Raw genomic sequence first — 24,156 nt, forward strand, 5'->3', positions numbered from 1 at the left:
ATCCTCCTTACGGACGGGGTGCACTTCCCCGTCACGGGTGCGGGACAACGGCAACCGGGCAGCGGGCGTGATGCACCACCGCGTGCGCGACCGGCCCGGTGTGGGCGCCGAGCCCCCCGGCAGGGCGCATCCGGCGTCCTACGACGAGCAGGTCGGCGTCCTTCGTGACGTCCAGCAGCCGTTGTGCCGGGCGGCCCTCCTCGGTCAGTGCGTGCAGCTCGACGCCGGGATACTTCTCCCGCCAGGGGCCGAGCACCCGGTCCAGCCGCCGAGTGGCGGCCCCCCGCAGTGCCCAGCGCGCCTTGGCCTCGGCCGCGGCCGGCATATAGGGCAACTGCCAGGTGTGCAGCACGTGCAGGGGTGCCGTGTGCAAGGCAGCGCACTCGAAGGCGAACGCGAGCAGTTCCTCGCACGAGTTCGCCGGGTCGAGGCCTACCACGACGGCGCGGTGCGGGGTGACGGCCGAGGGGCGCCCCGCCGCGTCCGGAAGGCGCTCGTCCTCGGTGGTCGTGCCGGCCCGTACGAGGACCACGGGCCGTTCCGCGTGTGCCACTGTCGCCGACGCCACCGATCCGGCCATGAAGCCGCCGATACCGCTGAACGCGCGGCTGCCGAGCACCAGCAGTTCGGACTCGGCGTTCGCGGTGACGAGCGCGTCGGCCGCGGGCCGGGCGATCTGGTCTCCGCTCAGCGGCACCTGCGGGTACTTCTCGTGGAGGCGGTCCATGGCGGTGCGCAGGATGCGCCACGCCCAGTGACGCGGCGCATCCAGTTCGGGAAGGTCGGCCGCATCGGACGGCAGCCCCTCCCAGGCATGGACCAGGCGCAGCGGAAGTCCGCGCAGCAGTGCCTCCTCGGCCGCCCAGTCGGCGGCCGCGAGGCTTTCGCGTGAACCGTCCAGGCCCACGACAATCGGTCGAGGCACGGCCAACACCTCCTTGAGCCGGTGTTCCACGTCCTTTCTGCGTCAGCATCCCGGGGGCACGGACGCTCCGGGCAGGGGCCGGGGGTCCCCTGCCCGGTGCCGAACGGCCTGTGTCGCGGGCCTCAGGTGGTCACGGGGGAGGCGTCCCGTGGCTCCGGTCCGGCCGGTTCAGTGCCTCCCATGTCCAGGCGGAACGGTGGGTACTGGTCCGTCATCAGGGCGACGTAGGCCGCGACGCGCAGCACCCAGCGGTTGAGGCCGAGCACCAAGTCGAAGATCTCCTTCGGGTACTTCTCGGTGAAGGCCAGGACCACGGCCGCGACGAGTGTCAGCACGGCGATCAGCCCGCCGTCCCACCAGCCCATGCGCAGGCCGCCGAGGAAGAACCCGATGACGACGTAGTGCGGAATCGCCAGGAGCCACCACTTCACCAGCACCAGACCGCGGGACAGGTGCTCGGGGTAGGCGATGTCCAGCCGGGCCGGATAGTCCGGCTCCTCCTTCAGGCTGAACGGCGGATAGCGGTCCGTGCCGAGGGCGCCGTACGAGTAGTAGGCGACCCGCCAGCTCCAGCGCAGCACGCCGAGGTTGAAGTCGAACAGCGGGCGCGGGTATCGCCCGGTGAACAGGATGGCGAAGAACGCGGCAACGCTCACCAGGGTGAAGCCGACCCAGAGGAAGAACAGCACCACGTAGTGGGGGATGACCAGGATCCACTTCACCAGCCACAGCCATCGCGACAACGGCGCGTCGAGCACCGCTTCGACCCGGACCGGTCGGTCCGGTACTCCAGCCAAGGTCGTCATGGTCGATCAGCTCCTTCGTCCCGGGGCGGGACATGCCGAATCACTCCCACGATCAGCGTGACCGCCGCGCGCACGCGGCCGCGAGGGCCGGAAGGGACCGTCGGCCGGTCCGAAAGACCTCAACGGACGGGCCCGCACGGCGACCGGCACCAGGACCACGGGACGGTGGGCGTGCTGGAGCAGGGCGTGGCTGGTGAGGGGGGAACGTGGCCGTGGGCGAGAGCATGGAGCACCCGGGCCAGGGCCGCGAGGTGTCCGGCCTCGGGCCGCTGGAACAATCGCTGGCGGTGGCCGCCGACCTGGGAGGTGTGACGGAGGCGCCGGCGCGAGGGTGCGGATGGATGGGACTGGTGGGCTGGGCGCTGATGCTGTTCCAGACGGACGGCACGCACCTGTTTCCCTGCGCGGTGGCCGGACTGGGCAGGCGCTGGCATCCGCCACTGCGACCGCTGCCGACCCAGGAGGCTGGGCCGGTGGGCCAGGCGGCGCTGGGACAGGAGCGGGCCGGCTGCGGGGCACCGGGCCCCTACCCGCTGCCTGCCAAGGCAGGGGCCGCAGCGTGGATGGTGATCTGCTGCACACACCGGCGGCGTGAAGCTCACCGACCTCAGCTCATCGATTTCGGCCGGCAGCCCGTCTTCCCCCGTCCGGAGACCAGGCCCTTCCGCGGTAATGCTCAGGACCTTGACAGGGACCGATCGGCCCATGTGCTGGGCTCGCCGACGACGGAGTCTGTAGTCAGGACGCGGTACGCCCGCCCATGAGGGCACGGCCGTTCGTAGCTCGGCAGCACCGGAGGCCACCATGCACGGCACCCCGCACACCGTCGCAGACGTGATGACCCGCACGGTTGTAGCTGTGCTGGCCGGCACGGTCTTCAAGGACCTGGTGAAGACCATGGACCGGTGGCGCGTGAGCGCCCTGCCCGTCGTCGATGGTGACCACCGAGTCCTGGGCGTGGTCTCCGAGGCGGACCTGCTGCCCAAGGAGGAGTTCCGCGACGGCGACCCGGACCGCTACGCCCGGCTGCGCCGTCTCTCCGACCTGGCCAAGGCCGGGGCGCGAACCGCCGAGGAGCTGATGACGGCACCCGCTGTCACCGTCCGGGCCGACGAGCCCCTCCCCTGCGCGGCGCGGATCATGGCGCGCTGCAGGGTCAAGCGGCTGCCGGTGGTGGACGCCGACGGAGTCCTGAAGGGCGTCGTGAGCCGTTCGGACCTGCTCAAGGTGTTCCTGCGGGACGACGAGGACATCGCGAACGAGGTGCGTCACCAGGTTGTGGCGTTCCTCTTCCCCGATCCCGAGGAGCCGATCCGGGTGGTGGCCCGCGACGGCGTCGTGACCCTGACCGGACGGGTGCCGGACACCTCGATCGTGCCCGTCGTGGCCCGTCTCGTGAGGGCCGTGGAAGGAGTGGTCGACGTGGACTGCGCACTCCTCGGCCCACCCCGCAGGCCGGATCTCGACGCGGACCTTCCCGAGGCCCCGCCGACGGACGACCCGGCCGAGGAGCGGACGGTCGCGCCGGACGGCTGCTCTTCCTGACAGACGTGCCGGGGCGGCCCTTTTGGAGGTCCGTCGACTCACGAGACGTGGCGAGAGGAAGGGAGAGGGGGTGCCGGCGCATGGCAGGGACGAAGTGCACGCGCGTGAAGAAGAAGCTGCTGTGGCGGTGGCGGCGCAATCCGCTCCGTCGACGCAGTGACAGGGTGGAGACCTGGATCGTCCTGACCACCTGGATCGTGGCCTTGGCCGGAGGCCCGCTCGCGGGAAACGCGGCAGGTTCGGCCATGGAGGACGGCCTCGCCGCCCGGCGAGCCGCCGTGCACGCCGTGCCGGCGGTACTCACCGAGGACGCGGACGCGGCCCCCGCGGTGACGGAGGACGGCATCGGTGGCACGGTGCACGCGAAGGTGCGCTGGACCGCCCCCGACGGTTCCGTGCACACCGGGCTGACCCGGATCGAACCGGGTCGCGCGAAGGGGAGCCCGGTCACCGTCTGGATCGATCGCCGGGGTGACCTGGTCCGTGCACCGCTCACAGCCGACCAGGCGGGCTTTCAGTCAGCACTCACGGGCGTGCTGGTCGCGGTCGGTACCGGCGCCGCTGCCTTCGGCTGCGGCCGGCTGGCCCGGCTCCCGCTGGACCGTCGTCGGATGCGCGACTGGGAGACGGAGTGGACGCGTGTCGCGCCGAGCGGGGGAAGGACGTGACCGGTCCGGCAGAAGGGCGAGGACGTGACCGGGCGAAAGAGCCGACCGGGTCCCTCGCGGGACCGGTCGACTCACGCGCGTGGCCGTCCTCGCGCGTGACCCTTGAATCGTCAGGAGCGAAGAGGAGGGTGACATGAGCAACATGATCGAGCGGCTCACCGGCTGGCCGGCACTGCCCGACCTGTTCGGCTGGGTCGAGACCGGGCTTCCCGCGGCGCACGCCGCGCCGGGGACGCACGGTATCCGCATCGAGGAGCGGTTGACGGGCGGCACGTACGTCCTGCGTGCGGAACTGCCCGGAGTCGACCCTGCGAAGGACGTCGAGATCACCGTCACGGAGGGGGTGCTCGTACTGCGCGCGGAGCGGACCGAGGAGACCGAGGACAAGCACCACACCGAATTCCGCTACGGCACCTTCACCCGTTCCGTCCGGCTTCCGGCCGGAGCCAGGGGTGACGATGCCACGGCGGAGTACAAGGACGGCGTGCTCACCATCACGGTTCCGGTCCCGGAGGTGAAGACGGAGACCAGGACCATTCCCGTGCAGAAAGGCTGAACGCCCGCGGCGGTGAGCGGTCCAAGGGGTGTGCGGCCGGACGACTGTCCGGCCGCACACCCACTCACGTGTCCTGGGGCTCCAGCACGAGGAGCGGACAGGACGTCCGTGCCGCCCGCCTTCACGGGCTGGTCGACCAGGAGCCGGTGGCCGTGACCTCGATCCGGTGCACGTCCGATGCATGCGGCATGCTCTGCGGCCGTTCGGTACACCCCGGCGCCCGCACCCCGTGACGAGCGGTGCCGTCCGGGCCCGCGCTCAAGCCCGGTCGGCCCATGTCAGACCATCCGTGAGACCGCACGCTGGAGGGAGGAACGGGCACCTTGGAAGGAGATGGGCATCATGACCATCGTGGAACCGCGACCGGCCGGCCGGACGACAGGCGCGTCCCGGCCCGCTCTGCTGACCTTCCTCGGCGCTGTGGGGACCGTGACCGGCAGCAAGTTCCTGATCGAGAGCGACCACGCCCGTGTGCTCGTCGACTGCGGCCTCTTCCAGGGCGTGGCGGAACTGCGCAGGCGCAACTGGCGCGGACTGCCCTGCGACGCCGCGGACATCGAGACGGTCGTGATCACCCACGCCCACCTGGACCACTGCGGCTACCTGCCCCGGCTCGTACGGCACGGTTTCCGAGGGCGTGTCGTCACGACGGAGTACACCGCGCGGCTCATGGAGATCGTGCTGCGCGACAGCGCCAAACTCCAGACGGAGACCGCCCGGCACGCCAACGAGCACGGATGGTCCAAGCACCGCCCCGCGAAACCGCTGTACGACGACTTCGACGTGGACCGCACCCTGAAGCTGATCGACGCGGTGCCGCCCCGCGCGACCACGGACATCGCCACCGGGACCAGTCTCAGCCTGCGGCCGGCCGGGCACATCCTCGGATCGTCCTGGGCCCGGCTCACTCTGGAGGACGGCCGCACCCTGGCCGTCAGCGGTGACCTCGGCCGCCCCGGCCACCCGCTGCTCCTCCCGCCGGAGCCCTTCACCGGAGCCGACGTCCTGCTCATGGAGTCGACCTACGGCAACCGGCGCCACGAGGAGAAGGCCGGACGGACCCACTTCGCCAGTGTGCTCACCCGTACGCTCGCCCGGGGCGGCACCGTCGTCATCCCGGCGTTCGCTCTCGACCGCACGGAGATCCTCCTGCACGAACTCGCCGGACTGCGCCGCGAGGGCGTCCTTCCCGCGGAGGTGCCGGTCTACGTCGACAGCCCCATGGCCCTCGCCGCCCTCGACGTCTACCGTGACGCCATCGCCGCCCGGGCACCCGAACTGCGCCCCGAGGTCATCGTCGCTGGTACGGCCGCTCTGAGCCCCGATCCGTTCCGCGCCGTACGCTCGATCGAGGAATCCGCCGAGCTGAGCCGCTCGGGCGGACCGGCCGTGATCGTGTCGGCCTCCGGAATGGCCACCGGCGGGCGGGTGCTGCATCATCTTCGGCGCCTGCTGCCCGATCCGCGCAACGCCGTCGTCGTGGTGGGCTTCGCCGCCCAGGGCACCCGGGCACGTGACCTCGTCGACGGCGCCAAGGTGCTCAAGATGTTCGGCGAGTACGTCCCGGTCCGCGCCCTCGTCGCCGACGTCCCGCACTTCTCGGCCCATGCCGACGCCGCGCAGATCATCGACTGGCTGCGCGGCGCCCCCGCCCCGAACGTCACCTATCTCGTGCACGGTGAGCCCGAGGCAGCCGCCGCACTGCGCGACCGCATCGACCGCTCCCTGGGTTGGACCGCGGCCGTGCCCCGCTCGGGCGAGCGGGTCCTGGTCCGGTGACATGAGAACCCTGGCCGCGGTTCAAGGGCCCCTGCGGCCCTGTCTACGGGCCGGTCGCCTCATGCGCCGGAGACCAGGGCGGAGTTCGCTGGAGACATGAGGACAACGACACCGATCCGCGAGGGGGAGAGGACCGTGGGTACCAGTCTCACACCGGAGTTCTGGGAGAGGTTCGTGCTCCTGCTGTTCGCGGCGATGGGCGTGACCATCGTCCTCACCGCGTTCTTCGACGCACTCGCGCTGCGGATCGCACGGCGCCGCGCGAAGACGCCGCCCACACCGCCGACCGCACAGGTCCGGCCCCGGCCCGCGGTGAAGCACGACCGCACCCCCGTGCGCCACTGAGAACGCCCGTGAATCGGTGATACCCGCTGCCGGGCGCCGGGCCGCCGAGGCAGCGGAGACCGGGGGGCCTGGCTTCGGAGGGGGCAGGGTCCCCCGGTCGGCTATGCGACGACCGGGTGTTGTCCCACGGCCCGGAGCGGTGCCGCGGGCCGGTCGGAGGAGGGCACGGTCACCACGGGAATCGGGGAGCACCGAAGGCACTCGCGTCCCACGGGGCCGACCGCGGGCAGCAGTCGGTCCGGTCCGAGGCGACTGAGCCCCAGGGCCAGCAGCAAGGCGCCGCGCGCCTGCCGGACCAGGACGCGCGCGGGATCACCCTCCAGCAGGACGGCTCGTACCGCGGGGTCCACGCGGGGGCCGAAGGTCTCCCGGACGGCGTCGGCGAGCAGCTGCGCGGCCCGCTCCCGCTGTGCCGCCGGCGTGGGACGGCCCCGCACACAGGCGTAGGGGGCGAGGGAGGCCGGTGTCCAGGCGTGCACGGCGACGACCTCCGCCCCGAGCCGGGGCGCCTGTTGAGCCGCCCAGCGCAACGCCGCCCGGGACGCCCTGGACCCGTCGACACCCACCACGATGCGGTCGCCGCCGTCGGCGTGCTCCGTCATGGCCGCCTCCCGTAAAGCCGCTCCTGCCGACACGGTGCCCCGGGAGGCCCGGACGCCGCCCGGGCCGGTCGGCACCGCATCGGTGCCGACCGGCCCCTGGTGCGCGCCTGAACACCGTCATGTGCGGTAGTGGCGGTGGTCGTCGCCGTCACCGATGAAGTGCTTCTCGATGACCACCTCGTGCTCGCCGGGCCGCCGGACCACGCCCGGCGTGGCCATGAACGCGATCAGGCCCAGTACGCCGGCGGCCATCAGGAAGAAGCCGACGACGAAGGAGCTGTACCCGAACACCAGGCAGGCACCCAGGACGGCGGCTCCGATCAGCAGGAGAGGAACCATGACTTTCTCCACTCTTCTGTGCGCCCGAAAAGGGGGTCACAACGTCCGCAGCCAGTCGCCGGCCACGCCGTTCAGGGCCTGTTCGGCCGACTGGAGCCGGGCGTCGTCGAGCCGGTTCGTCAGGCGGTCGACCACGCCGACGACTCCGTCCACCCGCCCTGTGGTGCGCAGGGCGATGGACTTCTCGCTGCGTCGTTCCAACTCCCCGGCGAGGGTCACGACACCGTTGCGGACGGAGACATCGATGTTCTGCGGCGCCAGCCACAGGGTGTTGAGGAGAACCTCCTGCTCCACGGCCCGGCGGATCTCCTCGTCGCTGCGCAGGAACACCTCGAGGAGGTCGCGGCGGGTCACGATGCCGACGAGCCGGTCCTCCTCGTCCACGACGGGCAGCCGTTCGACGCGACGACGGACCATGAGCCGGGCGGCTTCGGGAACGGTGTCGTCGGCCCGCACGGTCACGGCGGGCGCCGACATGAGTGCGCCGGCTGTCCGGGCACGGCTCTTCGCCACGGACCGGCGGACACCGCGGCGCAGCCGGCCGAGCCATGAGCGGGCCTGCGAGCCCTGGGCCTGCCGGAGCATCAGGTCCGTCTCCGAGACCACCCCGAGGACCTTGCCGTCGCCGTCGACGACCGGCACCCCGCTGATGCGGTGCTCACCCAGCACGCGGGCGACTTGCTTGAACGGGGTTCCGCGGTCGACGGTGACTACCTCCCCGACCATCACAGAGCCGATCTTCGTGGCTTTCATGGTGTGTCCTCCTTCGCTGCTTCATGTGCAGCGTCCGGCCGGAGCCGGATCCGGCCCAGGGGCTGAGCGGGCAGGCCGGCGGGCCGAGCGGCACTGGCGAGCGGGCGCTTGTTCCCCCTGCCCCGCGCGAGGGCCGAACGGCCCCTGGCAGAGTCCGCTCACCGGCGCGACGGTGAAGGTGGAGCCTTGTGCCGCACACCCGTGCGGTCCGACGAAAGGTGGTGGGGACGATGGAGCTGCCCCTGGTCGTGGGAGTCGACGGATCGGACTCGAGCCTGGTCGCGCTCGACTGGGCCGCGGACGAAGCGGCCCGGCAGGGCCTGCCGCTGCGGCTGGTGTATGCCTCCTTGTGGGAGCGATACGAGGATGTGGTCCCGGCCAGGGATCTCGACCGTCCGTCCGAGCAGGTGATGGCGGAGAACATCGTGGGGACCGCCGTGGAGCGCGTCCAGCGGCGCAGTCCCGAGGTGAAGGTGTCCGCGGACGTGGTTCCCGAGGAAGCGGCGGACGCGCTGTTGCGTGCGGGCCACGACGCCTCCGCGCTGGTGACGGGTTCGCGTGGACGCGGCGAGCTGAAGGGCCTGCTGCTCGGTTCGGTGGGTCTGACCGTGGCAGCCCGGGCACACTGCCCGGTGATCGTGGTCCGGGGCGACAAGGCCGGTGTGGAGGGATCGCACGAACGGATCCTGCTCGGGGTGGGTGAACCCGCGTCCGGCGCCGAGGCCGTGCGGTTCGCCTTCCGCGAGGCCGCGGCGCGCGGCGGCGTACTCGACGTCGTACGCGCCTGGCGCTGCCCGGCGCACGAGAGCGCCGACGAGCCCCGGCTGGCCGAGGACCCGGCGCATCTCCACGAGGAGCGTGCAGTGGCGCAGCTCGACGCCCTGTTGCACGACGCGGTGGCCGACCACCCCGGAGTCCAGGTGAGTCGTCACACGGTGGAGGGCCCGGCCCGCAAGGTGCTGCTGAACCGCACCGCCGCCGCTGACCTCGTGATCGTCGGAGCCCGCCGCCGTACCGGTCACTTCGGCCTGCAACTGGGCCGCGTGAGCCACACGCTCCTGCACCACGCGCACTGCCCGGTGGCGATCGTGCCCCAGCAGGTGTGACCCGGCGTCGCCTCACCGACCCACCCGATGCGCCCGGGCGTCCGCGGTCGGCCTGACGGCGCAGGCCGGACCGGGTGACGGATGGCCACCGGGCACTGCCGGGGCCGGACGGCCCTCGGACAGACCCAGGCAGCCCATACCGGCCGAGGGCGCTGGACGCGAGGCTGGCCATGACAGGCAGTTCGCGTGGGGGTGAGGTGTACGTCATGATGCTCGCGCCGGTGATCGTGGGGGTGGACGGGTCCGCCGAGAGTCTCGCCGCGGCGGAATGGGCCGTGCGTGAGGCGGAGCGCCGCGGCCGGAGGCTGCGGCTGGTGCACGCCTGGGAGCGGGGACCGCGTCCTGTCGGGGAGTCTTCGACGGGCGCGGTGCAGCGCCACCTGGCACGGCGCGTACTGCGACAGGCGGAGGACCGTGTCCGTGCGGCGAGCCCCGGCACGCGCGTCGACGACGAGCAGGCCCGGGGCCCGGCCACCGAGGTGCTGCTGCTCGCGGCCGCACAGGCGGACCTGCTGGTGCTGGGGTCGCGCGGCCTGAGCGGTTTCACGGGCTTCCTCGTGGGATCCGTCGCGTTGGGCGTGATCGCCGAGGCCGAATGTCCCGTGGTGCTGGTCCGGGCCGGTGAGGTTGCCGCGGACGAGCATCTGCCCGCGGCGGACGGCAGCGCGTCCACGCGCACCGGCTGTCGCGACGTGGTGGTGGGTGTCGATGTCGCCGACCCGAGTGAGGAGACGATCGAGTTCGCCTTCGGCGAGGCCCGGCTGCGGGGCGCCCGGCTGCGTGCGGTGTATGCCGGGCAGCCCGGCGGACCGCGCGGTCCGCAACACCACGGATCCACCCCTGCCGCCCCGCGCGCACTCCTCGACGATCTGCTGAGGCCGTGGCGGGAGAAGTACCCCGACGTCGAGGTCCTGGCGACGGCGGCCACAGGCCGGGCACGGTCCGTGCTGGTGCGCGCCGCGTCCGGTGCCTCCCTCCTCGTCGTCGGTCACCGGCTCGCCGACCGGCCCGTGGGACCCCGAACCGGTTCCGTCACCCACGCGGCCGTCCACCACGTCGACTGTCCGGTCGCCGTGGTCCCGCACCACTGAGAGCACGACAGAAAGGGAGTGACCGCCGTGTACTGGAACCACCACGACATGACGGGCTGGGACTGGTTCGCCACATCGGTCGGCACGGTCCTGTTCTGGGCCCTGCTCGTCACGGTCGCCGTGCTGCTGCACCGATCCCTGACCGGTGCTCCGCAGCAGCCGCGCACCCACGTCCCGCCGACCCCCGAGCAACTGCTCGCCGAGCGCTTCGCCCGGGGCGAGATCGACGAGGAGGAGTACCGGCGGCGTCTGTCCGTGCTGGCCTCCGACGACGTGGGCCTCACCAAATCCTGAAAGGGGTGCGCCCCATGCAGGTGTCTCCGTACGACGAGAGGACCGTCACGGAACTGGTCACGGCCGCGACGGCCGCTCCTTCGCTGCACAACGCCCAGCCGTGGCACTTCTGCTGGCGCTCCGCCGGACGCGTCCTCGAACTGCGTGCCGACCTCGGCCGCGCGATGCCCCGCACCGACCCCGACCACCGGGCCCTGCACCTCGGCTGCGGCGCGGCCCTGTTCAACCTCCGAGTGGCCGCGGCACACCGGGGCCTGGAGAGCCACCCCCGGCTGCTGCCCGATCCGTCCGACCCGTACCTGCTCGCCACGGTCCGGGTCGGCGGCACCGGCCCGCCCGACCGCGAAGTGTCCGCACTGTTCCCGGCGATCGAGCGGCGCCACACCAGCCGTCATCCGTTCGCGGACCGGCCGATACCGGCCGACGTGCAGCAGGCGCTGCGGGCCGCCGCCGCCCAGGAGGGCGCACAGCTCGTCTTCCCCGGTGTCTGGCACCTGGAGGCACTGCTGGACCACGTCCGGGACGCCGAAGGACGCGACACCCTGGAACCCGGGCGCCTCGCTGACATGCAGCGCTGGACGCACCGGGACCAGCGGACCGGCGACGGGATCCCGGAATACGCTTTCGGACCGCGCGTGGGCTCCGGCCGGGCCCCGGTTCGGGACTTCGCGGGTCGCCGGCACGTTCCCGGCCGCCCCACGGCCGCCTTCGAGGCCGCCCCGAACCTCGCGCTCCTGGGCACCGGCCGCGACCGCCCCGCCGACTGGCTGCGGGCAGGGCAGGCGCTGGAGCGGGTCCTGCTGCTGGCCACACTGAACGGACTGGCCACGGCCCTCAGTTCACACGCCCTGGAAGAGCCCGACCTGCGCGAGCTGGCCCGGGACCCCGCATCCGGCATGGGGTTCGTGCACATGGTGCTGCGCCTCGGCTACGGCACCCCCGGCACCGCATCGCCCCGCCGGCCCGTGTCCGAGGTGCTCGACCTGATGTGAGTGGTGGCGTGGGCCGAGCGGACCTGCCGGACCAGGACCAATGGCGGGGGAAAGGGACCTGTGGCCGCTCACCGGGGTGGATGCGGCGGAGAAGGATCGAAGCAGGAGGGAACTTCCGCAGCACTGCGGGCACTGCGGGCACTGCGGGCACTGCGGAGAACCAGGAGTAGAGCAATGTCGAGGTCGCAGAGCAGGCGAGGCACAGCCCGCTGCCGCTGCGCGACTCGGCCTGTCGAGGCCGGCGGCCCCGCTGCGCATGCCCGCGAGGGCTGATCCGTGCGTACGGCCTTGGGAAGGCACACCATGAACCGCTTCCACGTCGACTCCGAGGTCGGCCGGCTCCGCCAGGTGATCCTGCACCGACCCGGACTCGAACTGTCCCGGCTGACCCCGCGCAACGTCGACGCGCTCCTCTTCGACGGCATCCTGTGGGCCGAGCGGGCCCGCGAGGAGCACGACGCCTTCGCCCGGGTACTGCGTGACCACGGGGCCCGGGTGCACTACTTCGCTGAGCTGCTGGCCCAGACCCTGGACGTGCCGGACGCCCGCGACTGGCTGCTCGAACGGGTCGTCACCCCCGCGACCGTCGGCCCGGCGCTGGTCGATCCCGTGCGCCGGCTCTGCACGGAAGCGGACGGGGAGACCCTCGCGGACTACCTGATCGGCGGAATCCTCAAGAGCGACCTGAGGATCGCCGCGCCGCGCAGTCTGCTGTGGAGCGCCCTGGACGTGGACGACTTCGTGCTCACCCCGCTGCCCCGGCACCTCTTTCCGCGGGACACCTCCTGCTGGGTGTACGACCGTCTGTCGGTCAACCCGATGGCCGTGCCCGCCCGGCGCCGCGAGAGCCTGCACGCCCAAGCCGTCTACCGCTTCCATCCCATGTTCGCCGCCCTCGCGACCCCGCCGCTCCTGGAAGGCCCGGTCGGTACCCTCGAAGGCGGGGATGTCCATGTCCTCGGCAACGGAGCCGTCATGGTCGGCATGGGGGAGCGGACCACCGCACAGGCCGTGGAGAACCTGGCGTCCCGGCTGTTCACCACAGGCACGGCACAGCGACTGCTCGCGGTCCAACTGCCTCCGACCCGGGCGCACCTGCACCTCGACACCGTGCTCACCATGGTCGACCGGGACGCCTTCACCATCGCTCCGGGTCTCGCGGACTCCCTGCGCTCCTGGACGCTCGCCCCGAGCTCCGCGCTCGCCACCGGGTTCGACGTCAGGCCGAACTTCGACCTGGCCACAGCACTGTCCGAAGCCCTCGGCCTGGACAAGGTGCGCATGCTCTCGGCACCCCCGGACATCCGGGGCGCCGAGAGCGAACAGTGGGACGACGGCAGCAACTTCCTCGCCGTCGCCCCCGGCGTGATCGTCGGCTACGAGCGCAACGTCACCACCAACACCCACCTGCGCCGGCAGGGCATCGAGATCGTCACCATCAGCGGCGCCGAACTCGGGCGCAGCCGAGGCGGACCGCGCTGCATGAGCTGCCCGATCGAGCGCGACGCGGCCGGGTGACGGAGTGGAGGGGGACATCATGCTTCGCGGCCCGGTTGAAGGCGCACAGGCGTACAGGCACCGAAGAGCCCCGGCTCACCGGTCGCCACCTCGCGCTGATCTTCCTCGGTCCTGGCGACACTCATGTCGGAGTCAAGGAGTCCGTCGCAGACACCGCCCGCGTTCTCGGCCGGATGTTCGACGCGGTCGCCTACCGCGGTACGGCCCACACGCTTGTCACGGACCTCGCCACGCACGCGGGTGTTCCCGTCTGCAACGGCCTGACCGATGCCACGCACCCCACCGAGAGCCTGTGCGACGTGTTCACCATGCGCGAGCACTGCCGCAAACCTCTGACCGACATCGCCTACTGCTACCTCGGCGACGCCCGCAAAAACATGTCGAGACCGCCGTCCGCGGCGCCGACTTCCTGTACACCGACGTCTGGGTCTCCATGGGCGAACCGGCCGAGGCGTGGGGCGAGCGGAAGCGAGATGGGGGTCCCCCGGCCGAAAGCCGGGGGAGGACCGACCTCCCGCTGCCGTACCAGGTCGACGACAAGGCGCTCGCGCTGACTGGCAACCCTGACGTCCGGTTCATGCACTGCCCGTCTGACCTGCACGACTGCGGCACCCGTCTCGGCCGGGACGTCCTGCACAACCACGGCGTGGACGCACGGGAGATCACCGACGCCGTCTTCTCGTCCCCCGCCTCGATCGTCTTCGATCAGGCGGAGAACCGGCTGCACACCGTCAAGGCCGTTCTCGTCGCCACATTGGAGGACTGAACCATGCGCATCGTCGTCGCTCTCGGCGGCAACGCCCTGCTCCGCCGTGGCGAACGCCCCGACGCGGAGGTTCAGATCGCCGACATCGACCGGGTGGCCACGGCGATCGCCGCCCTCGCCATCGACCACGAGGTCGTCCTCACCCACGGCAACGGCCCCCAGATCGGCCTGCTCGCCCTGGAAAGCGCCACCGACCCGGCCCTGAGCGCCTCCTACCCGCTCGACCTCCTCGGCGCCCAGACCCAGGGCATGATCGGCTCCCTGCTGCTGCGCGGCCTGTACGACACCCTGCCGGGGCACCGCATCGCAGCGCTGGTCACCCACACGGTGGTCCGGGCGGACGATCCGGCTTTCCAGCGGCCGACGAAGTTCATCGGTCAGGTGTACCCGCAGGACGTGGCGGGCAGGCTCGCGCGTGACCATGGCTGGCGGGTCGCCGAGGACACGACCGGCTGGCGGCGCGTGGTCGCCTCACCGTTGCCCGAGCGGATCGTGGAGACGGACACCATCCACGACCTCCTGGCCGGCGGCACCCTCGTGATCTGTGCCGGCGGCGGCGGCATCCCCGTGATCGCGGACACCGACACCGGCTCTCTCACCGGGGCGGAAGCCGTCCTCGACAAGGACCTCACGGCCGCCCTGCTCGCCGAGGACCTCAAGGCGGACTTCCTCCTCGTCCTCACCGACGTACCCAACGTCTACGCCCACTACGGCACTCCTCGACAGAAACCGCTCCACGACGCCACCCCCACCACCTTGCGCCACGGGTACTTCGACGCCGCCTCGATGGGTCCCAAGACCGAGGCCGCCGCCCGCTTCGTCGAACGCACCGGCGGCCTGGCGGCCATCGGCTCCCTGGACGCCGCGTACGAGATGCTGCACGGCCGCGCGGGCACGCTGGTCCGCCCGGACCTGCCCGTTGTCGGATGAGCAGTGCGGTGCGCGCGCGGTCGCATCCCCGAGCCGACGGTCAGGCGGCGCGGAACGGGGGCCAAGGGCCACAAGCAGCCGCCGAGCATGCCCATCCGGCTCTGAAGGCGGCCTCAAGGGGCAGCGCGGTTATGTCTCCCGCGACGCCGACGGCGCAGTCGGCAGCGAAGTGACGCGTTCAGTTCGGCCAGGGCGCCTTCGTCCGGACGTCGGTATCCCCTGGGCGACACTCATGGCGACGCCTCACGGCGCAAGTGAGAAGTAGTTCTCCTCTTCCTGTATGAAGTGCAGGCGCAGCACGGTGTGCAGCCCGTACAGGCAGGCGCGCAGGTCGTCGAGTTGCTCCGGGTCCAGTTCGCCGTCCGGTCCCGCGAGCGTGAGGTGGGTGGCGATCCTCCGGGAGAGGCGGTCGATCTCGGAGTGCGCGCGGCTCATGGTGGCCGTCGCCTCGGGACCGCCGAGCGTCGGGGCGAGCGCCGGATACAACTCGTGCTCCTCGGCGTACTCGTGCGGCAACAGCCGTTCGGTGAGCAGCCGGTGCACGTCGGCCACGGCGGCGAGGGACTTCGGCCCGCTGTCGTCGGTCAGCCGGTCGGCCGCTTCCCGTACAGCGTCGAGGACGTCCCGCAGGTCGTCGTGCTCGCTCGCGAAGCGGTGGATGAGGGCCTCGGTCGCGGGAGTCAGGGCCGGCCTGCCCGCGCGGTCGTCGCGCAGCACACGCAGTGCGTTGAGGATCACCGCGACGTCGATGCCCTCCTGGAGCAGGGCACCCAGGGCCGGCGGCAGCACACCGCACGCCGCCGCGGCCATCGCGGCCAGCGACAGTGCCATGCCGCCCAGCGCGCTCTGCACGGCGATGCGCCGGGACCGGACGGCGATGGCGACGGCGTCGGCCAGGCGGTCCACCCGGTCGGTGGTCAGGACGACGTCGGCGGCCTCGGAGGAAGCCGTGGCCCCTCGGGCGCCCATCGCCACCCCGATGTCCGCGGCGGCGAGGGCGGGCGCGTCGTTGACACCGTCGCCGACCATCACGGTGACCGCACGCCCCCGTTCGGCGCGTACCGCGGCGACCTTGCCGGCAGGCGTGAGACCGGCTCGCACATCGTCCAGGCCGAGCACGGCACCGACCTCGCGCGCGGGTTCGCGACGGTCGCCGGTGAGCATCACCAACCGGTCGACGCCCGCAGCGCGCAGCCGTCGCAGCGTACGGGACGCGTCCGAGCGCAGCGGATCCCGCAGCAGGACGGCGCCGACAGGCATGGTGTCCACCGTCAGCCAGGCGACGGACGCCCCGTCGAGCACGGCACGGTTGTCCACCGAGCGGGCCCAGGACGGCCGTTCGGCGCCGTCGCTGAGACGCCCCACGCCCATCCGACGCCCGGCAACGGTGCCGACCGCACCGCGGCCCGGTTCCTCGGACACGTCCGCCGGCACCGACAGCCGCAGCCCGCGCCGCCTTGCCTCCTCCACCACGGCCTGGGCGAGGACGTGCGGGGAGTACTGGTCGAGTGAGGCCGCCAGGCGTAGCACCTGGGCCGACTGCCAGCCGGGCGCGGCGACCACGTCCAGCACCCGCGGGCGGCCGCCGGTGAGGGTGCCCGTCTTGTCGAGCAGCAGGGTCCGGGCGCGGCCGAGGTTCTCCAGCGCCCCTCCGTCACGGACCACGACCCCGAGGCGGGAGGCCCGTGACAGACCCGAGACGACGGCGACCGGAGCCGCCAGCAACAGCGGACAGGGCGTGGCGACGACCAGGACCGCCACGGCCCGGACGGCGGAACCGCTGAGCAGCCAGGCCAGCCCCGCGACCACGACCGAGAGCGGCAGGAACCAGGCCGCGTAACGGTCGGCCAGCCGCACCACGGGGGCCGACTCGGCGCCCGCCTCCTGGGCCAGCCGCACGATCCCCGCATAGGTGCTGTCCTGCTCCCGGGCGGTGGCGCGCAGTTCGAAGGCGCCGCCCGCGTTGACCACCCCGCTGCGCACCGGCTCTCCCTGGGCGCGCCGCACCCCGAGGGACTCACCGGTGAGCGCGGACTCGTCCAGGACGGCCGGCTCCCCCGCCACCAGGCCGTCCACGGCCACCACCTCTCCCGGCCCCACCACCAGCAGGTCGCCGGCCTCGACCTCGGCCGACGGCACGGTACGCACCTCCTCGCCGACGCGCAGCCGGGCGGTGCGGGGGGCGCGTTCCAGCAGCGCGCGCAGATCGCGCGAGGCCCGCCGCTGCGCCGCCGACTCCAGAGCACGGCCCGAGGCGAGCATCAGCGCGATGAGCGCGCCCGCCAGGTACTCGCCCACGGCGAGGGTGCCGCCCAGAGCCAGCACGGCGATCAGGTCCACGCCCGCGTGTCCGCGCCGCAGCGCGTCCAGCACCCAGCCGACGGCCGGGAGGACGGCGGCGACCGTGCCGAGACCCCAGCACAGATCGGCCAGTCCGGCGGCGCCGACGAGCCGGCAGACGACACCGGCGGCGAGCGCGGCAGCCGTGACGACGAGGAGAGCGCTCTCAAGCCCCGGTGGCCGGAGCAGCCGGCGCAGCGGACGCCTCGCATCGGTACGGCCCATGACAGTCCCCTTCGCCGGGCTCAGTCGTGCGGGACGACGGCGACGGGGCACGGGACGTGGTGCAGGGCCGCGTGCGCGACCGGCCCGAGCTTCCAGGAGAGCGGAGCCGGATGCCGCCTTCGGCCCACCACGGTGAGCGCGCTGTGGGCCGAGGCAGTCAGCAGCACGTGCGCGGCGGTTCCCCTGGCCACCTCATAGGTGACGGCGACCGTGGGGAACCGCTCCCGCCACGGTGCCACGGCGGCGGCGAGACGGGCCTGTTCGTCCACTTCGTAGCCCTCGTCCGGATGCGTGCCACGGGGGTGGGCCACCAGGGACGACAAAGGCAGCGCCCGAACCGCGCGCACTCGCGCTCCCCGTGCCTCGGCCGCGGTGAAGCCGAACTCCAACAGGGGATCGGAGGCCGCCCCCGCCTCCCGCACCCCGACGACGATCTCGTACCGCTCGGCGTCGTCGGTGTCCTGCGCCCGCACCGCCACCACGGGACACCGGGCCAGACCCAGAACGTGCAGGCTGACGGAGCCCAGGAAGAAGCTTGCGATCGAACCGTGCCCGCGGGAGCCGAGCACCAGCATGGCAGCTGTGCCGCCGAGGTCCACGAGGGCCTTCGAGGCGGGTGCGGACACGAGCTCGGTGGTCACCTTCAGGTCGTCGTGGCGGTGCAGCAGCTCGGCCTCCATGCGCTCGAGCACCTCACCGCCGTAGCGCTGCTTGCTGAGAGCTTCCTGGGCGATGGGCGTAGCGAGCGGCTGAGTGGTCCAGGAGTGCAGCAGCAGGACGGGCAGCCGCCGCTCCACGGCCGAACGGGCCGCCCACCACGCGGCGGTGACACTCGCGGGGGAGCCGTCGAGCCCGACGACGACAGGTCCCTTCACTCCGGATCCGGTCATGGCGCACCTCCGGTGCTCGGTGCGGCGCAAGAGCGTCGCGCATCTGCCTCCCACCCCAAGGGTCGTCGTCCCTCGTCCGTCGAGGCAGGGCCGGACGGTGTGCTCCTCGGGCCCATACGGCCCACTGCGGTGCCGTCCCGTCGAGCGGAGGCTGGAGCCGTGGACGCCGGACGGGGCCGGCCAATGGTGAATCGCCTGGCCCCGGCCGCTCGATACTGCCGTCGTCCCGTGGGGCGGAGACAGCCGGACAAGGGAAGGGGAGGGCCGTCATGAGTGGTCCGGTCGTTGTGGGAGTCGACGGGTCGTCGAGCCTGGCCGCCGTGGAGGCCGCGGCGAGGCAGGCCGAGCGGTTGGGCACGGGGCTCAGGCTGACCCACGCCCTGACCTGCTCGTCGACGCACCTCCCGCCCGGCGTGCCGCCCTGGGACCGGGACGGGGCCGCGACACGTGCCAGGCTCACGGGCCCGCTGACCGAGGCCCGGCGAGCGGCCCGGCGTATCGCCCCCGGGGTGGCCGTCACGCAGGACGTCCTGGTCGGTGAGCCTTCGGCCGTACTGGAATCGGAGTCACGTACAGCGTCGCTCACCGTTGTGGGCGGCAGTCCGGTGGCCGGGGTCGGCGGTCGTCTCCGGGCCTCTGTCGCCGGACGGCTCGCCGCCCGCAGCCGTGGCCCGCTGCTCGTGATTCGGGGCAGGAGCGACCCGGACGGCCCAGTGGTAATCGGTGACGACGCGTCACGTGAGGCGGCCGAGTTCGCTTTCTCGGAGGCCACCCGACGCGGCACCGACCTGGTCGTCCTGCACTCGCGCACCAGGACCGCACGATCGCTGTCCGCGCTGCGGAAGAAGCATCCCCACGTCGTCGTCCACGAACGTCGGACGAGCTCCTGGACCGGGCACGCCCTCGTCGAGGCGAGCGGCACCGCCCAACTCGTGGTGATCGGGGCCCGGCACACCGTCGCTGACACGCTGCGGGTCTCCGCCGCCCGGACCCTCGTCGACCACGCGCACTGCCCCGTCGCCGTGATCCCGCACCGGAAGACGTGACCGTGGACGGCCCGACCGCCGCGCAGACCGAGCCGATCCCGCCGCGGGCGGACGCCTTGGACGCTCATCTGTTGACCCCGGCCCAGTCGGCGGCAGGCCTCGACGTCGACCCGCGCGTCGGCCTGAACTCCCGGGAGGCCGCCGAACGCCTCGCCGTCCACGGCCCGAACCAGTTGGCCGAACCCGCCCGGCGGCCGGAATGGCTGAAATTCCTGGACCAGTTCCGCAACTGGCTCATCGGAATTCTGATCATCGCGGCCGTGGTCGCCGGAGCGATCGGCGACATCAGGGACGCACTGGTGATCACCGTCGTCCTGCAGATCAACGCGGTCCTCGGCTACCTCCAGGAGCGGCGTGCCGAGCGGAGCCTGGAGGCGTTGCGCCGGATGCTGGTGCCGACCGCCAGGGTTCGCCGCGACGGCATGGAGCGGCTGGTGGAGGCGGACGCCCTGGTGCCCGGGGACGTGGTCCTGCTGGAGGCGGGCGACCGGGTGCCGGCCGACGGGCGGCTGATCGTCGCGCAGACGGTGGAGGCAGCCGAGGCGGCCCTGACCGGCGAGTCCCTGCCGGTCGCCAAGAGCACTGCCGTCACCGGCCCGGTGCCGCTGGCCGAGCGGACCGGCATGCTGTTCATGAACACCGCGCTCACTCGCGGCCGTGCCGAGATGATCGTCACGGCTACCGGCATGCGCACCGAACTCGGTTCCATAGCCGCGGCGTTGCGTGCCGACGCGGAACCACCCAGCCCGCTCCAGGTCCAGTTGGACAGCCTGGGCCGACGGCTCGCCCTGGTCAGCGGGGTCGCGGTCGTCGCCTACGCGCTCGTCGCCCTGATCCGGGGCGAGAGCCTCGCGGACATTGCGCTGCGTGCCGTCGCCCTGGCCGTGGCGGCGATCCCCGAAGGACTGCCGGCCGTCCTGGCGCTGACGCTGGCACTCGGTGTGTACCGCATGGCCCGCCGCGGAGCCATCGTGAAACGACTGGCCTCGGTGGAGTCGCTGGGCTCGGCCACGGTCGTGTGCAGCGACAAGACCGGGACCCTGACCCTCAACGAGATGACCGTACGGGCTCTTTGGGCCGGCGGACGTCTGCACGAGGTCACCGGCGAGGGCTACGGCACGAAAGGCGTGGTGCGAGGTGCCGAGGCGACGTCGCTGTCCGCGCTCCTGCCGTTCGCCCTCTGCAACGACGCGCACCTTACCGACGACGGCTTCGTCGGTGATCCCACCGAGGCCGCTCTGGTCGTCCTCGCGGCGAAGGCGGGCCTGGACGCCGACGGGCTGCGGGCCGAACTGCCGCGCACCGGCGAACTGCCCTTCGACGCGGCCACCAAGTACATGGCCACCTTCCACACCGAACCGGACGGTCGTACGCGTGTCTACGTCAAGGGTGCCGTGGACGTGCTGCTGGGGCTGTGCTCCGAGGTGGTGACCGAGGACGGCGTGAGCGAACTGGACGACCGGTGCCGCGGCGAGGTGCTGGACGTGACCCGGCAACTGGGCGGCTCGGGACTGCGCGTCCTCGGCGCCGCCACGGCCCTCGTGGACGGTGTGTCCGATCAGGTGTCGCTGACCGGCCTGACCTTGGTGTCCGTCGCCGGAATCGCCGATCCACCGCGCGCGCAGGCACGGGACGCGATCGCCCTGTGCCGCACGGCGGGGGTGACCGTCAAGATGATCACCGGCGACCACGCGGACACCGCGGAGGCCGTCGCGCGCGAACTGGACATCGACGGGGACGTGGTGACGGGGGCGGAGCTGGACCGGATGACACCGGAAGAGCTCTCCCGACGCATCGACGACATCGGTGTGTTCGCCCGCGTCGTCCCGGAGCACAAGGTGGCCATCGTGCGGGCGCTGTCCGAGCGGGGCCATGTCGTCGCCATGACCGGTGACGGCGTCAACGACGCGGCAGCGCTGCGGGCCGCACACATCGGCGTGGCCATGGGAGTCACCGGGACCGACGTGGCCAAGGAAGCCGCCGACATGGTGCTCACCGACGACGACTTCTCCACGATCGTGCGTGCCGTGCGGGAAGGGCGCGCCATCTACGCGAACATCGTCAAGTTCGTCCGCTTCCAGCTGGCCACCAACATCGGCGCCATCCTGACCCTGCTGGGTGCTGCGGCGGCCGGACTGCCCGCGCCCCTCACCGCGGCCCAACTCCTGTGGATCAACATCATCATGGACGGGCCGCCGGCCATGGCACTGGCGGTCGACCCGGCCGAGGACGACGTGATGCGACACCCGCCGAGGGACTCCGGCGAGCGGATCCTGGACGCCCGCCGCCTGATCACGATCGGCAGGGCCGGCGCCGTCATGGCCCTCGGCACCGTCGGTCTGCTGGCCTTCGCCCGGCCGTGGGCCGGTACCGACACCGCGCTGACGATGGCGTTCACCGCGTTCGTCCTGTTCCAGCTCTTCAACTCGTTCAACGCCCGCGCCGACCAGGGCCCGTTGTTCGGTCGTCACCAACTGCGCAACCGCACTTTGTGGTGGTGTCTGGCGGGCGTCCTCGTCGTACAGATCGCCGCCGTCCATCTGCCCTGGGCACGCGAGGTATTCGGCACGCAGCCGCTCGACCCGGTCCAATGGGCCCTGTGCCTGGGGACCGCAGCCACGGTGCTCCTGGTCGAGCTCCTCGTGCGCGGAGTCAAGCGGCTCGTGCACTGACGACGGACGGTGAAGGTGCGTGCCTCGGTCGTCTCATCTCCCTCGCTCACGGTCGCACTCCATTCGGCCGGGCCCAACAGGTCCTGCGGAAGGGGCCGTTCAGCCCACCGGCCCCAGACCTTCGGCCTGCGGCGCTGCTGCCCTGAGGCGAGCAGATTGGACGTGCAAGGAACAAGCGAACGCACCGACTCCCGAAAGGATCACGACCATGGCTGTCCACGACACCCCGCACCGACACGCAGGTTTCCGGTTCCCGTCGCTGCGGAGGACGGGAACGGCCGACGCGGCCGTCACGACCACGGCGACCAGCGCGTACGTACTCGCCGGACTGCGGCTGCTGACCGGGTTCGTCTTCCTGTGGGCGTTCCTGGACAAGACGTTCGGCTTCGGCTACGCGACCCCGTCCGGCAAGGGCTGGATCGACGGCGGCTCGCCGACCAAGGGCTTCCTGAGCGGCGTCGCCGCGGGCCCGATGGAGTCCACGTTCCACGCGTGGGCAGGGGACGCCTGGGCCGACTGGCTCTTCATGCTCGGTCTGCTGGGCGTCGGCCTGGCCCTGATGGCCGGGATCGGCCTGCGGCTCGCCGCTGTCGCCGGCACCGCCATGATGGCGCTGATGTGGATCGCGGAGTGGCCGCCTGCCAAGCACCTTTCGGACGGCTCACCGAGCATGTCGACGAACCCGTTCGTGGACTACCACCTGATCTACGCCGTCGTCCTCATCGCCCTGGCGGCCGCGGGCGCCGGTGCGGTCTGGGGGCTGGGCAAGGTGTGGGCCCGCCTGCCCTTCGTCAGCCGCAACCGCTGGATGCAGTGACCCCGCAACGGCACGGCGGGTCCCGGCCGGGGCCCGCCGTGTCACGCCCGGTGGGGCCGGTCGGCCGGCTTCCGGGACCAGCGGCCCCTGCCTCGCCGAACCTGACCGCACGACGCTGGAGACAGACATCCAGATCAGGAGGCAGAATCATGGTCCGCACCGTTGTCGCAGGTCTCGACGGCTCCGCCGAAAGCCGCGCGGCCGCCGAGTGGGCGGCCCGCGAAGCCGCCTCGCGCGGCCTGCCGCTGAAGCTGGTCCACGTCTCGGAGCCCGTTCCGGAGCCGATGGCCCAGGCACCGCTCCTCGGCGGTGAGACCTTGCAGTACTGGAGTGAGAAGGTCCCACGAGACGCGGCGGACGGCATCCGCCTGCGGCATCCGGGCCTCGAAGTCGACATGCAGGACGTGGCAGGCCGGCCGGCCGAAATCCTGGCGGAGGCGGGAAGGGACGCCGAACTGCTGGTGCTCGGCTCGGGCAGGCTCAGCGGGATCAGCGGGTTCCTGCCCGGTTCCGTCGGCCTGGCGGTCGTGGCGCATGCCGAGCGGCCGGTCGTCCTGGTCCGTGCCGGGGAACAGGCCGCCGACGAGCACGAGCCGGACCCCGTGGGCGTCCCGTCGCCGGGCACCGCGTTCCGCCCCGTCGTGCTGGGCCTCGACGTCGACGACCCCGATGACTCGATGATCGAGTTCGCCTTCGAGGAGGCCGCCCGACGCGAGACCGCCCTACGGGCCGTCTCCGCCTGGAACCTGCCGCCGTACTACGTGTACGGCCTCTCCCTCGACCCGCAGTACCACGACGAGATCACCCGCCAGAAGGCCGCCCGGCTGAGCGAGGTCCTGCGCCCCTGGCGGCAGAAGTATCCGTCGGTCGAGGTGACCGAGGTGTCCCGTCCCGACAGCCCGGGCCGCCAGCTGGTCGACGCGTCCCGCGAGGCCTCCCTGGTCGTCGTGGGCCGCCGGGTCCGGCGCAGGTCCGTCGGCGCCCACATCGGACCCGTCACCCACGCGGTCCTGCACCACTCCGCCGTCCCGGTCGCCGTGCTCCCGCACCACTGACGCCGAGCGTGGTGGGGCTCGCCCGGGTCCCGGGCCGGCCCCGAGGCGCGGTCACCGAGGGCCGACCGGCCCTCACATCACCGCCGCTCAGCCCAT

The 24,156-nt window shown here is 72.3% G+C and carries 22 protein-coding genes and 1 pseudogene; 16 read left to right on the plus strand and 7 right to left on the minus strand.

The window, feature by feature from the left end:
* Nucleotides 1-31: 31 nt before the first annotated feature.
* Nucleotides 32-925 (minus strand): universal stress protein, encoded by an 894-nt coding sequence (locus H295_RS0132475; RefSeq protein ID WP_028809955.1) that lies wholly within the window; start codon nucleotides 923-925, stop codon nucleotides 32-34.
* A 122-nt stretch (nucleotides 926-1,047) separates the two neighbouring features.
* Nucleotides 1,048-1,731: a DUF4389 domain-containing protein gene (locus H295_RS0132480; protein WP_020139524.1), complete on the minus strand. Its 684-nt coding sequence runs from the start codon at nucleotides 1,729-1,731 to the stop codon at nucleotides 1,048-1,050.
* A gap of 804 nt (nucleotides 1,732-2,535) precedes the next feature.
* Between H295_RS0132480 and H295_RS0132490 the strand changes: the two genes are divergently transcribed.
* From H295_RS0132490 to H295_RS43825, 5 genes are all read left to right on the plus strand, one after another.
* Nucleotides 2,536-3,276 carry a CBS domain-containing protein gene (locus H295_RS0132490; protein WP_020139526.1) on the plus strand — a complete coding sequence of 247 codons (741 nt, stop codon included), beginning with the start codon at nucleotides 2,536-2,538 and terminating at the stop codon, nucleotides 3,274-3,276.
* Nucleotides 3,277-3,356: 80 nt separating this feature from the next.
* The gene (locus H295_RS0132495) at nucleotides 3,357-3,944 is read left to right on the plus strand and encodes a hypothetical protein (protein ID WP_020139527.1); all 588 of its coding nucleotides are present in this window, start codon (nucleotides 3,357-3,359) and stop codon (nucleotides 3,942-3,944) included.
* 133 nt (nucleotides 3,945-4,077) lie between these two features.
* Nucleotides 4,078-4,500 carry an Hsp20/alpha crystallin family protein gene (locus tag H295_RS0132500; RefSeq protein ID WP_020139528.1) on the plus strand — a complete coding sequence of 141 codons (423 nt, stop codon included), beginning with the start codon at nucleotides 4,078-4,080 and terminating at the stop codon, nucleotides 4,498-4,500.
* Between the two features lie 342 nt (nucleotides 4,501-4,842).
* Nucleotides 4,843-6,279: an MBL fold metallo-hydrolase RNA specificity domain-containing protein gene (locus H295_RS0132505; RefSeq protein ID WP_051135649.1), complete on the plus strand. Its 1,437-nt coding sequence runs from the start codon at nucleotides 4,843-4,845 to the stop codon at nucleotides 6,277-6,279.
* A 135-nt stretch (nucleotides 6,280-6,414) separates the two neighbouring features.
* The gene (locus H295_RS43825; protein WP_020139530.1) at nucleotides 6,415-6,624 is read left to right on the plus strand and encodes a hypothetical protein; all 210 of its coding nucleotides are present in this window, start codon (nucleotides 6,415-6,417) and stop codon (nucleotides 6,622-6,624) included.
* A gap of 101 nt (nucleotides 6,625-6,725) precedes the next feature.
* On the opposite strand, the gene H295_RS43830 is transcribed toward H295_RS43825, so the two are convergent.
* The 3 genes from H295_RS43830 to H295_RS0132525 all read right to left on the minus strand — a co-directional run bounded on the left by H295_RS43830 (nucleotide 6,726) and on the right by H295_RS0132525 (nucleotide 8,318).
* Nucleotides 6,726-7,226, minus strand: a complete 501-nt coding sequence (locus tag H295_RS43830) for a universal stress protein (RefSeq protein WP_020139531.1) — start codon at nucleotides 7,224-7,226, stop codon at nucleotides 6,726-6,728.
* Between the two features lie 117 nt (nucleotides 7,227-7,343).
* Entirely contained in the window at nucleotides 7,344-7,565 is a 222-nt protein-coding gene (locus H295_RS0132520) for a hypothetical protein (protein ID WP_020139532.1), read from the minus strand.
* 36 nt (nucleotides 7,566-7,601) lie between these two features.
* Nucleotides 7,602-8,318 carry a CBS domain-containing protein gene (locus H295_RS0132525; RefSeq protein ID WP_020139533.1) on the minus strand — a complete coding sequence of 239 codons (717 nt, stop codon included), beginning with the start codon at nucleotides 8,316-8,318 and terminating at the stop codon, nucleotides 7,602-7,604.
* Nucleotides 8,319-8,548: 230 nt separating this feature from the next.
* Here H295_RS0132525 and H295_RS0132530 point away from each other — a divergent pair, with 230 nt between their 5' ends.
* The 7 genes and pseudogenes from H295_RS0132530 (at nucleotide 8,549) to H295_RS0132560 (ending at nucleotide 15,015) form a co-directional block, all read left to right on the plus strand.
* Complete coding sequence (locus H295_RS0132530) at nucleotides 8,549-9,424, plus strand: universal stress protein (protein WP_020139534.1); 876 nt, start codon at nucleotides 8,549-8,551, stop codon at nucleotides 9,422-9,424.
* A 209-nt stretch (nucleotides 9,425-9,633) separates the two neighbouring features.
* Nucleotides 9,634-10,515: a universal stress protein gene (locus tag H295_RS0132535; RefSeq protein ID WP_028809958.1), complete on the plus strand. Its 882-nt coding sequence runs from the start codon at nucleotides 9,634-9,636 to the stop codon at nucleotides 10,513-10,515.
* Between the two features lie 18 nt (nucleotides 10,516-10,533).
* On the plus strand, nucleotides 10,534-10,809 hold the full coding sequence (locus H295_RS0132540) for an SHOCT domain-containing protein (protein WP_020139536.1): 276 nt from the start codon (nucleotides 10,534-10,536) through the stop codon (nucleotides 10,807-10,809).
* Between the two features lie 14 nt (nucleotides 10,810-10,823).
* Nucleotides 10,824-11,801 (plus strand): Acg family FMN-binding oxidoreductase, encoded by a 978-nt coding sequence (locus tag H295_RS0132545; RefSeq protein WP_020139537.1) that lies wholly within the window; start codon nucleotides 10,824-10,826, stop codon nucleotides 11,799-11,801.
* 303 nt (nucleotides 11,802-12,104) lie between these two features.
* Nucleotides 12,105-13,319 (plus strand): arginine deiminase, encoded by a 1,215-nt coding sequence (locus tag H295_RS0132550; protein ID WP_020139538.1) that lies wholly within the window; start codon nucleotides 12,105-12,107, stop codon nucleotides 13,317-13,319.
* Nucleotides 13,316-14,085: pseudogene (locus tag H295_RS45885) on the plus strand (ornithine carbamoyltransferase subunit F). Before H295_RS0132550 ends, H295_RS45885 begins: the two are co-directional and overlap by 4 nt.
* A gap of 3 nt (nucleotides 14,086-14,088) precedes the next feature.
* Entirely contained in the window at nucleotides 14,089-15,015 is a 927-nt protein-coding gene (locus tag H295_RS0132560; RefSeq protein ID WP_020139540.1) for a carbamate kinase, read from the plus strand.
* Between the two features lie 243 nt (nucleotides 15,016-15,258).
* Here H295_RS0132560 and H295_RS0132565 read toward each other — a convergent pair whose 3' ends face one another.
* Both H295_RS0132565 and H295_RS0132570 read right to left on the minus strand, forming a co-directional pair.
* Entirely contained in the window at nucleotides 15,259-17,580 is a 2,322-nt protein-coding gene (locus H295_RS0132565; RefSeq protein WP_020139541.1) for a heavy metal translocating P-type ATPase, read from the minus strand.
* 20 nt (nucleotides 17,581-17,600) lie between these two features.
* Nucleotides 17,601-18,470, minus strand: coding sequence for a universal stress protein (locus H295_RS0132570; RefSeq protein WP_020139542.1), 870 nt, complete (start codon nucleotides 18,468-18,470; stop codon nucleotides 17,601-17,603).
* Nucleotides 18,471-18,739: 269 nt separating this feature from the next.
* On the opposite strand from H295_RS0132570, the gene H295_RS0132575 reads away from it, so the two are divergent.
* From H295_RS0132575 to H295_RS0132590, 4 genes are all read left to right on the plus strand, one after another.
* On the plus strand, nucleotides 18,740-19,516 hold the full coding sequence (locus H295_RS0132575; protein WP_028809960.1) for a universal stress protein: 777 nt from the start codon (nucleotides 18,740-18,742) through the stop codon (nucleotides 19,514-19,516).
* A 2-nt stretch (nucleotides 19,517-19,518) separates the two neighbouring features.
* Entirely contained in the window at nucleotides 19,519-22,188 is a 2,670-nt protein-coding gene (locus H295_RS0132580) for a cation-translocating P-type ATPase (protein ID WP_234021723.1), read from the plus strand.
* Nucleotides 22,189-22,396: 208 nt separating this feature from the next.
* Nucleotides 22,397-23,005, plus strand: coding sequence for a membrane protein (locus tag H295_RS0132585; protein WP_020139545.1), 609 nt, complete (start codon nucleotides 22,397-22,399; stop codon nucleotides 23,003-23,005).
* 149 nt (nucleotides 23,006-23,154) lie between these two features.
* Nucleotides 23,155-24,060, plus strand: coding sequence for a universal stress protein (locus H295_RS0132590; protein WP_020139546.1), 906 nt, complete (start codon nucleotides 23,155-23,157; stop codon nucleotides 24,058-24,060).
* The last annotated feature ends 96 nt before the right edge of the window (nucleotides 24,061-24,156 follow it).

The sequence above is a fragment of the Streptomyces sp. 351MFTsu5.1 genome (assembly GCF_000383655.1).
Classification (GTDB): domain Bacteria; phylum Actinomycetota; class Actinomycetes; order Streptomycetales; family Streptomycetaceae; genus Streptomyces; species Streptomyces griseorubiginosus.

Bases quoted from the DNA above. Each gene is read 5' to 3' on its own strand.
- H295_RS0132480 (WP_020139524.1), bottom strand. From the start codon at position 1,731: ATGACGACCTTGGCTGGAGTACCGGACCGACCGGTCCGGGTCGAAGCG.
- H295_RS0132490 (WP_020139526.1), top strand. From the start codon at position 2,536: ATGCACGGCACCCCGCACACCGTCGCAGACGTGATGACCCGCACGGTT.
- H295_RS0132495 (WP_020139527.1), top strand. From the start codon at position 3,357: ATGGCAGGGACGAAGTGCACGCGCGTGAAGAAGAAGCTGCTGTGGCGG.
- H295_RS0132500 (WP_020139528.1), top strand. From the start codon at position 4,078: ATGAGCAACATGATCGAGCGGCTCACCGGCTGGCCGGCACTGCCCGAC.
- H295_RS0132505 (WP_051135649.1), top strand. From the start codon at position 4,843: ATGACCATCGTGGAACCGCGACCGGCCGGCCGGACGACAGGCGCGTCC.
- H295_RS43830 (WP_020139531.1), bottom strand. From the start codon at position 7,226: ATGACGGAGCACGCCGACGGCGGCGACCGCATCGTGGTGGGTGTCGAC.
- H295_RS0132520 (WP_020139532.1), bottom strand. From the start codon at position 7,565: ATGGTTCCTCTCCTGCTGATCGGAGCCGCCGTCCTGGGTGCCTGCCTG.
- H295_RS0132525 (WP_020139533.1), bottom strand. From the start codon at position 8,318: ATGAAAGCCACGAAGATCGGCTCTGTGATGGTCGGGGAGGTAGTCACC.
- H295_RS0132530 (WP_020139534.1), top strand. From the start codon at position 8,549: ATGGAGCTGCCCCTGGTCGTGGGAGTCGACGGATCGGACTCGAGCCTG.
- H295_RS0132535 (WP_028809958.1), top strand. From the start codon at position 9,634: ATGCTCGCGCCGGTGATCGTGGGGGTGGACGGGTCCGCCGAGAGTCTC.
- H295_RS0132545 (WP_020139537.1), top strand. From the start codon at position 10,824: ATGCAGGTGTCTCCGTACGACGAGAGGACCGTCACGGAACTGGTCACG.
- H295_RS0132550 (WP_020139538.1), top strand. From the start codon at position 12,105: ATGAACCGCTTCCACGTCGACTCCGAGGTCGGCCGGCTCCGCCAGGTG.
- H295_RS0132560 (WP_020139540.1), top strand. From the start codon at position 14,089: ATGCGCATCGTCGTCGCTCTCGGCGGCAACGCCCTGCTCCGCCGTGGC.
- H295_RS0132565 (WP_020139541.1), bottom strand. From the start codon at position 17,580: ATGGGCCGTACCGATGCGAGGCGTCCGCTGCGCCGGCTGCTCCGGCCA.
- H295_RS0132570 (WP_020139542.1), bottom strand. From the start codon at position 18,470: ATGACCGGATCCGGAGTGAAGGGACCTGTCGTCGTCGGGCTCGACGGC.
- H295_RS0132575 (WP_028809960.1), top strand. From the start codon at position 18,740: ATGAGTGGTCCGGTCGTTGTGGGAGTCGACGGGTCGTCGAGCCTGGCC.
- H295_RS0132585 (WP_020139545.1), top strand. From the start codon at position 22,397: ATGGCTGTCCACGACACCCCGCACCGACACGCAGGTTTCCGGTTCCCG.
- H295_RS0132590 (WP_020139546.1), top strand. From the start codon at position 23,155: ATGGTCCGCACCGTTGTCGCAGGTCTCGACGGCTCCGCCGAAAGCCGC.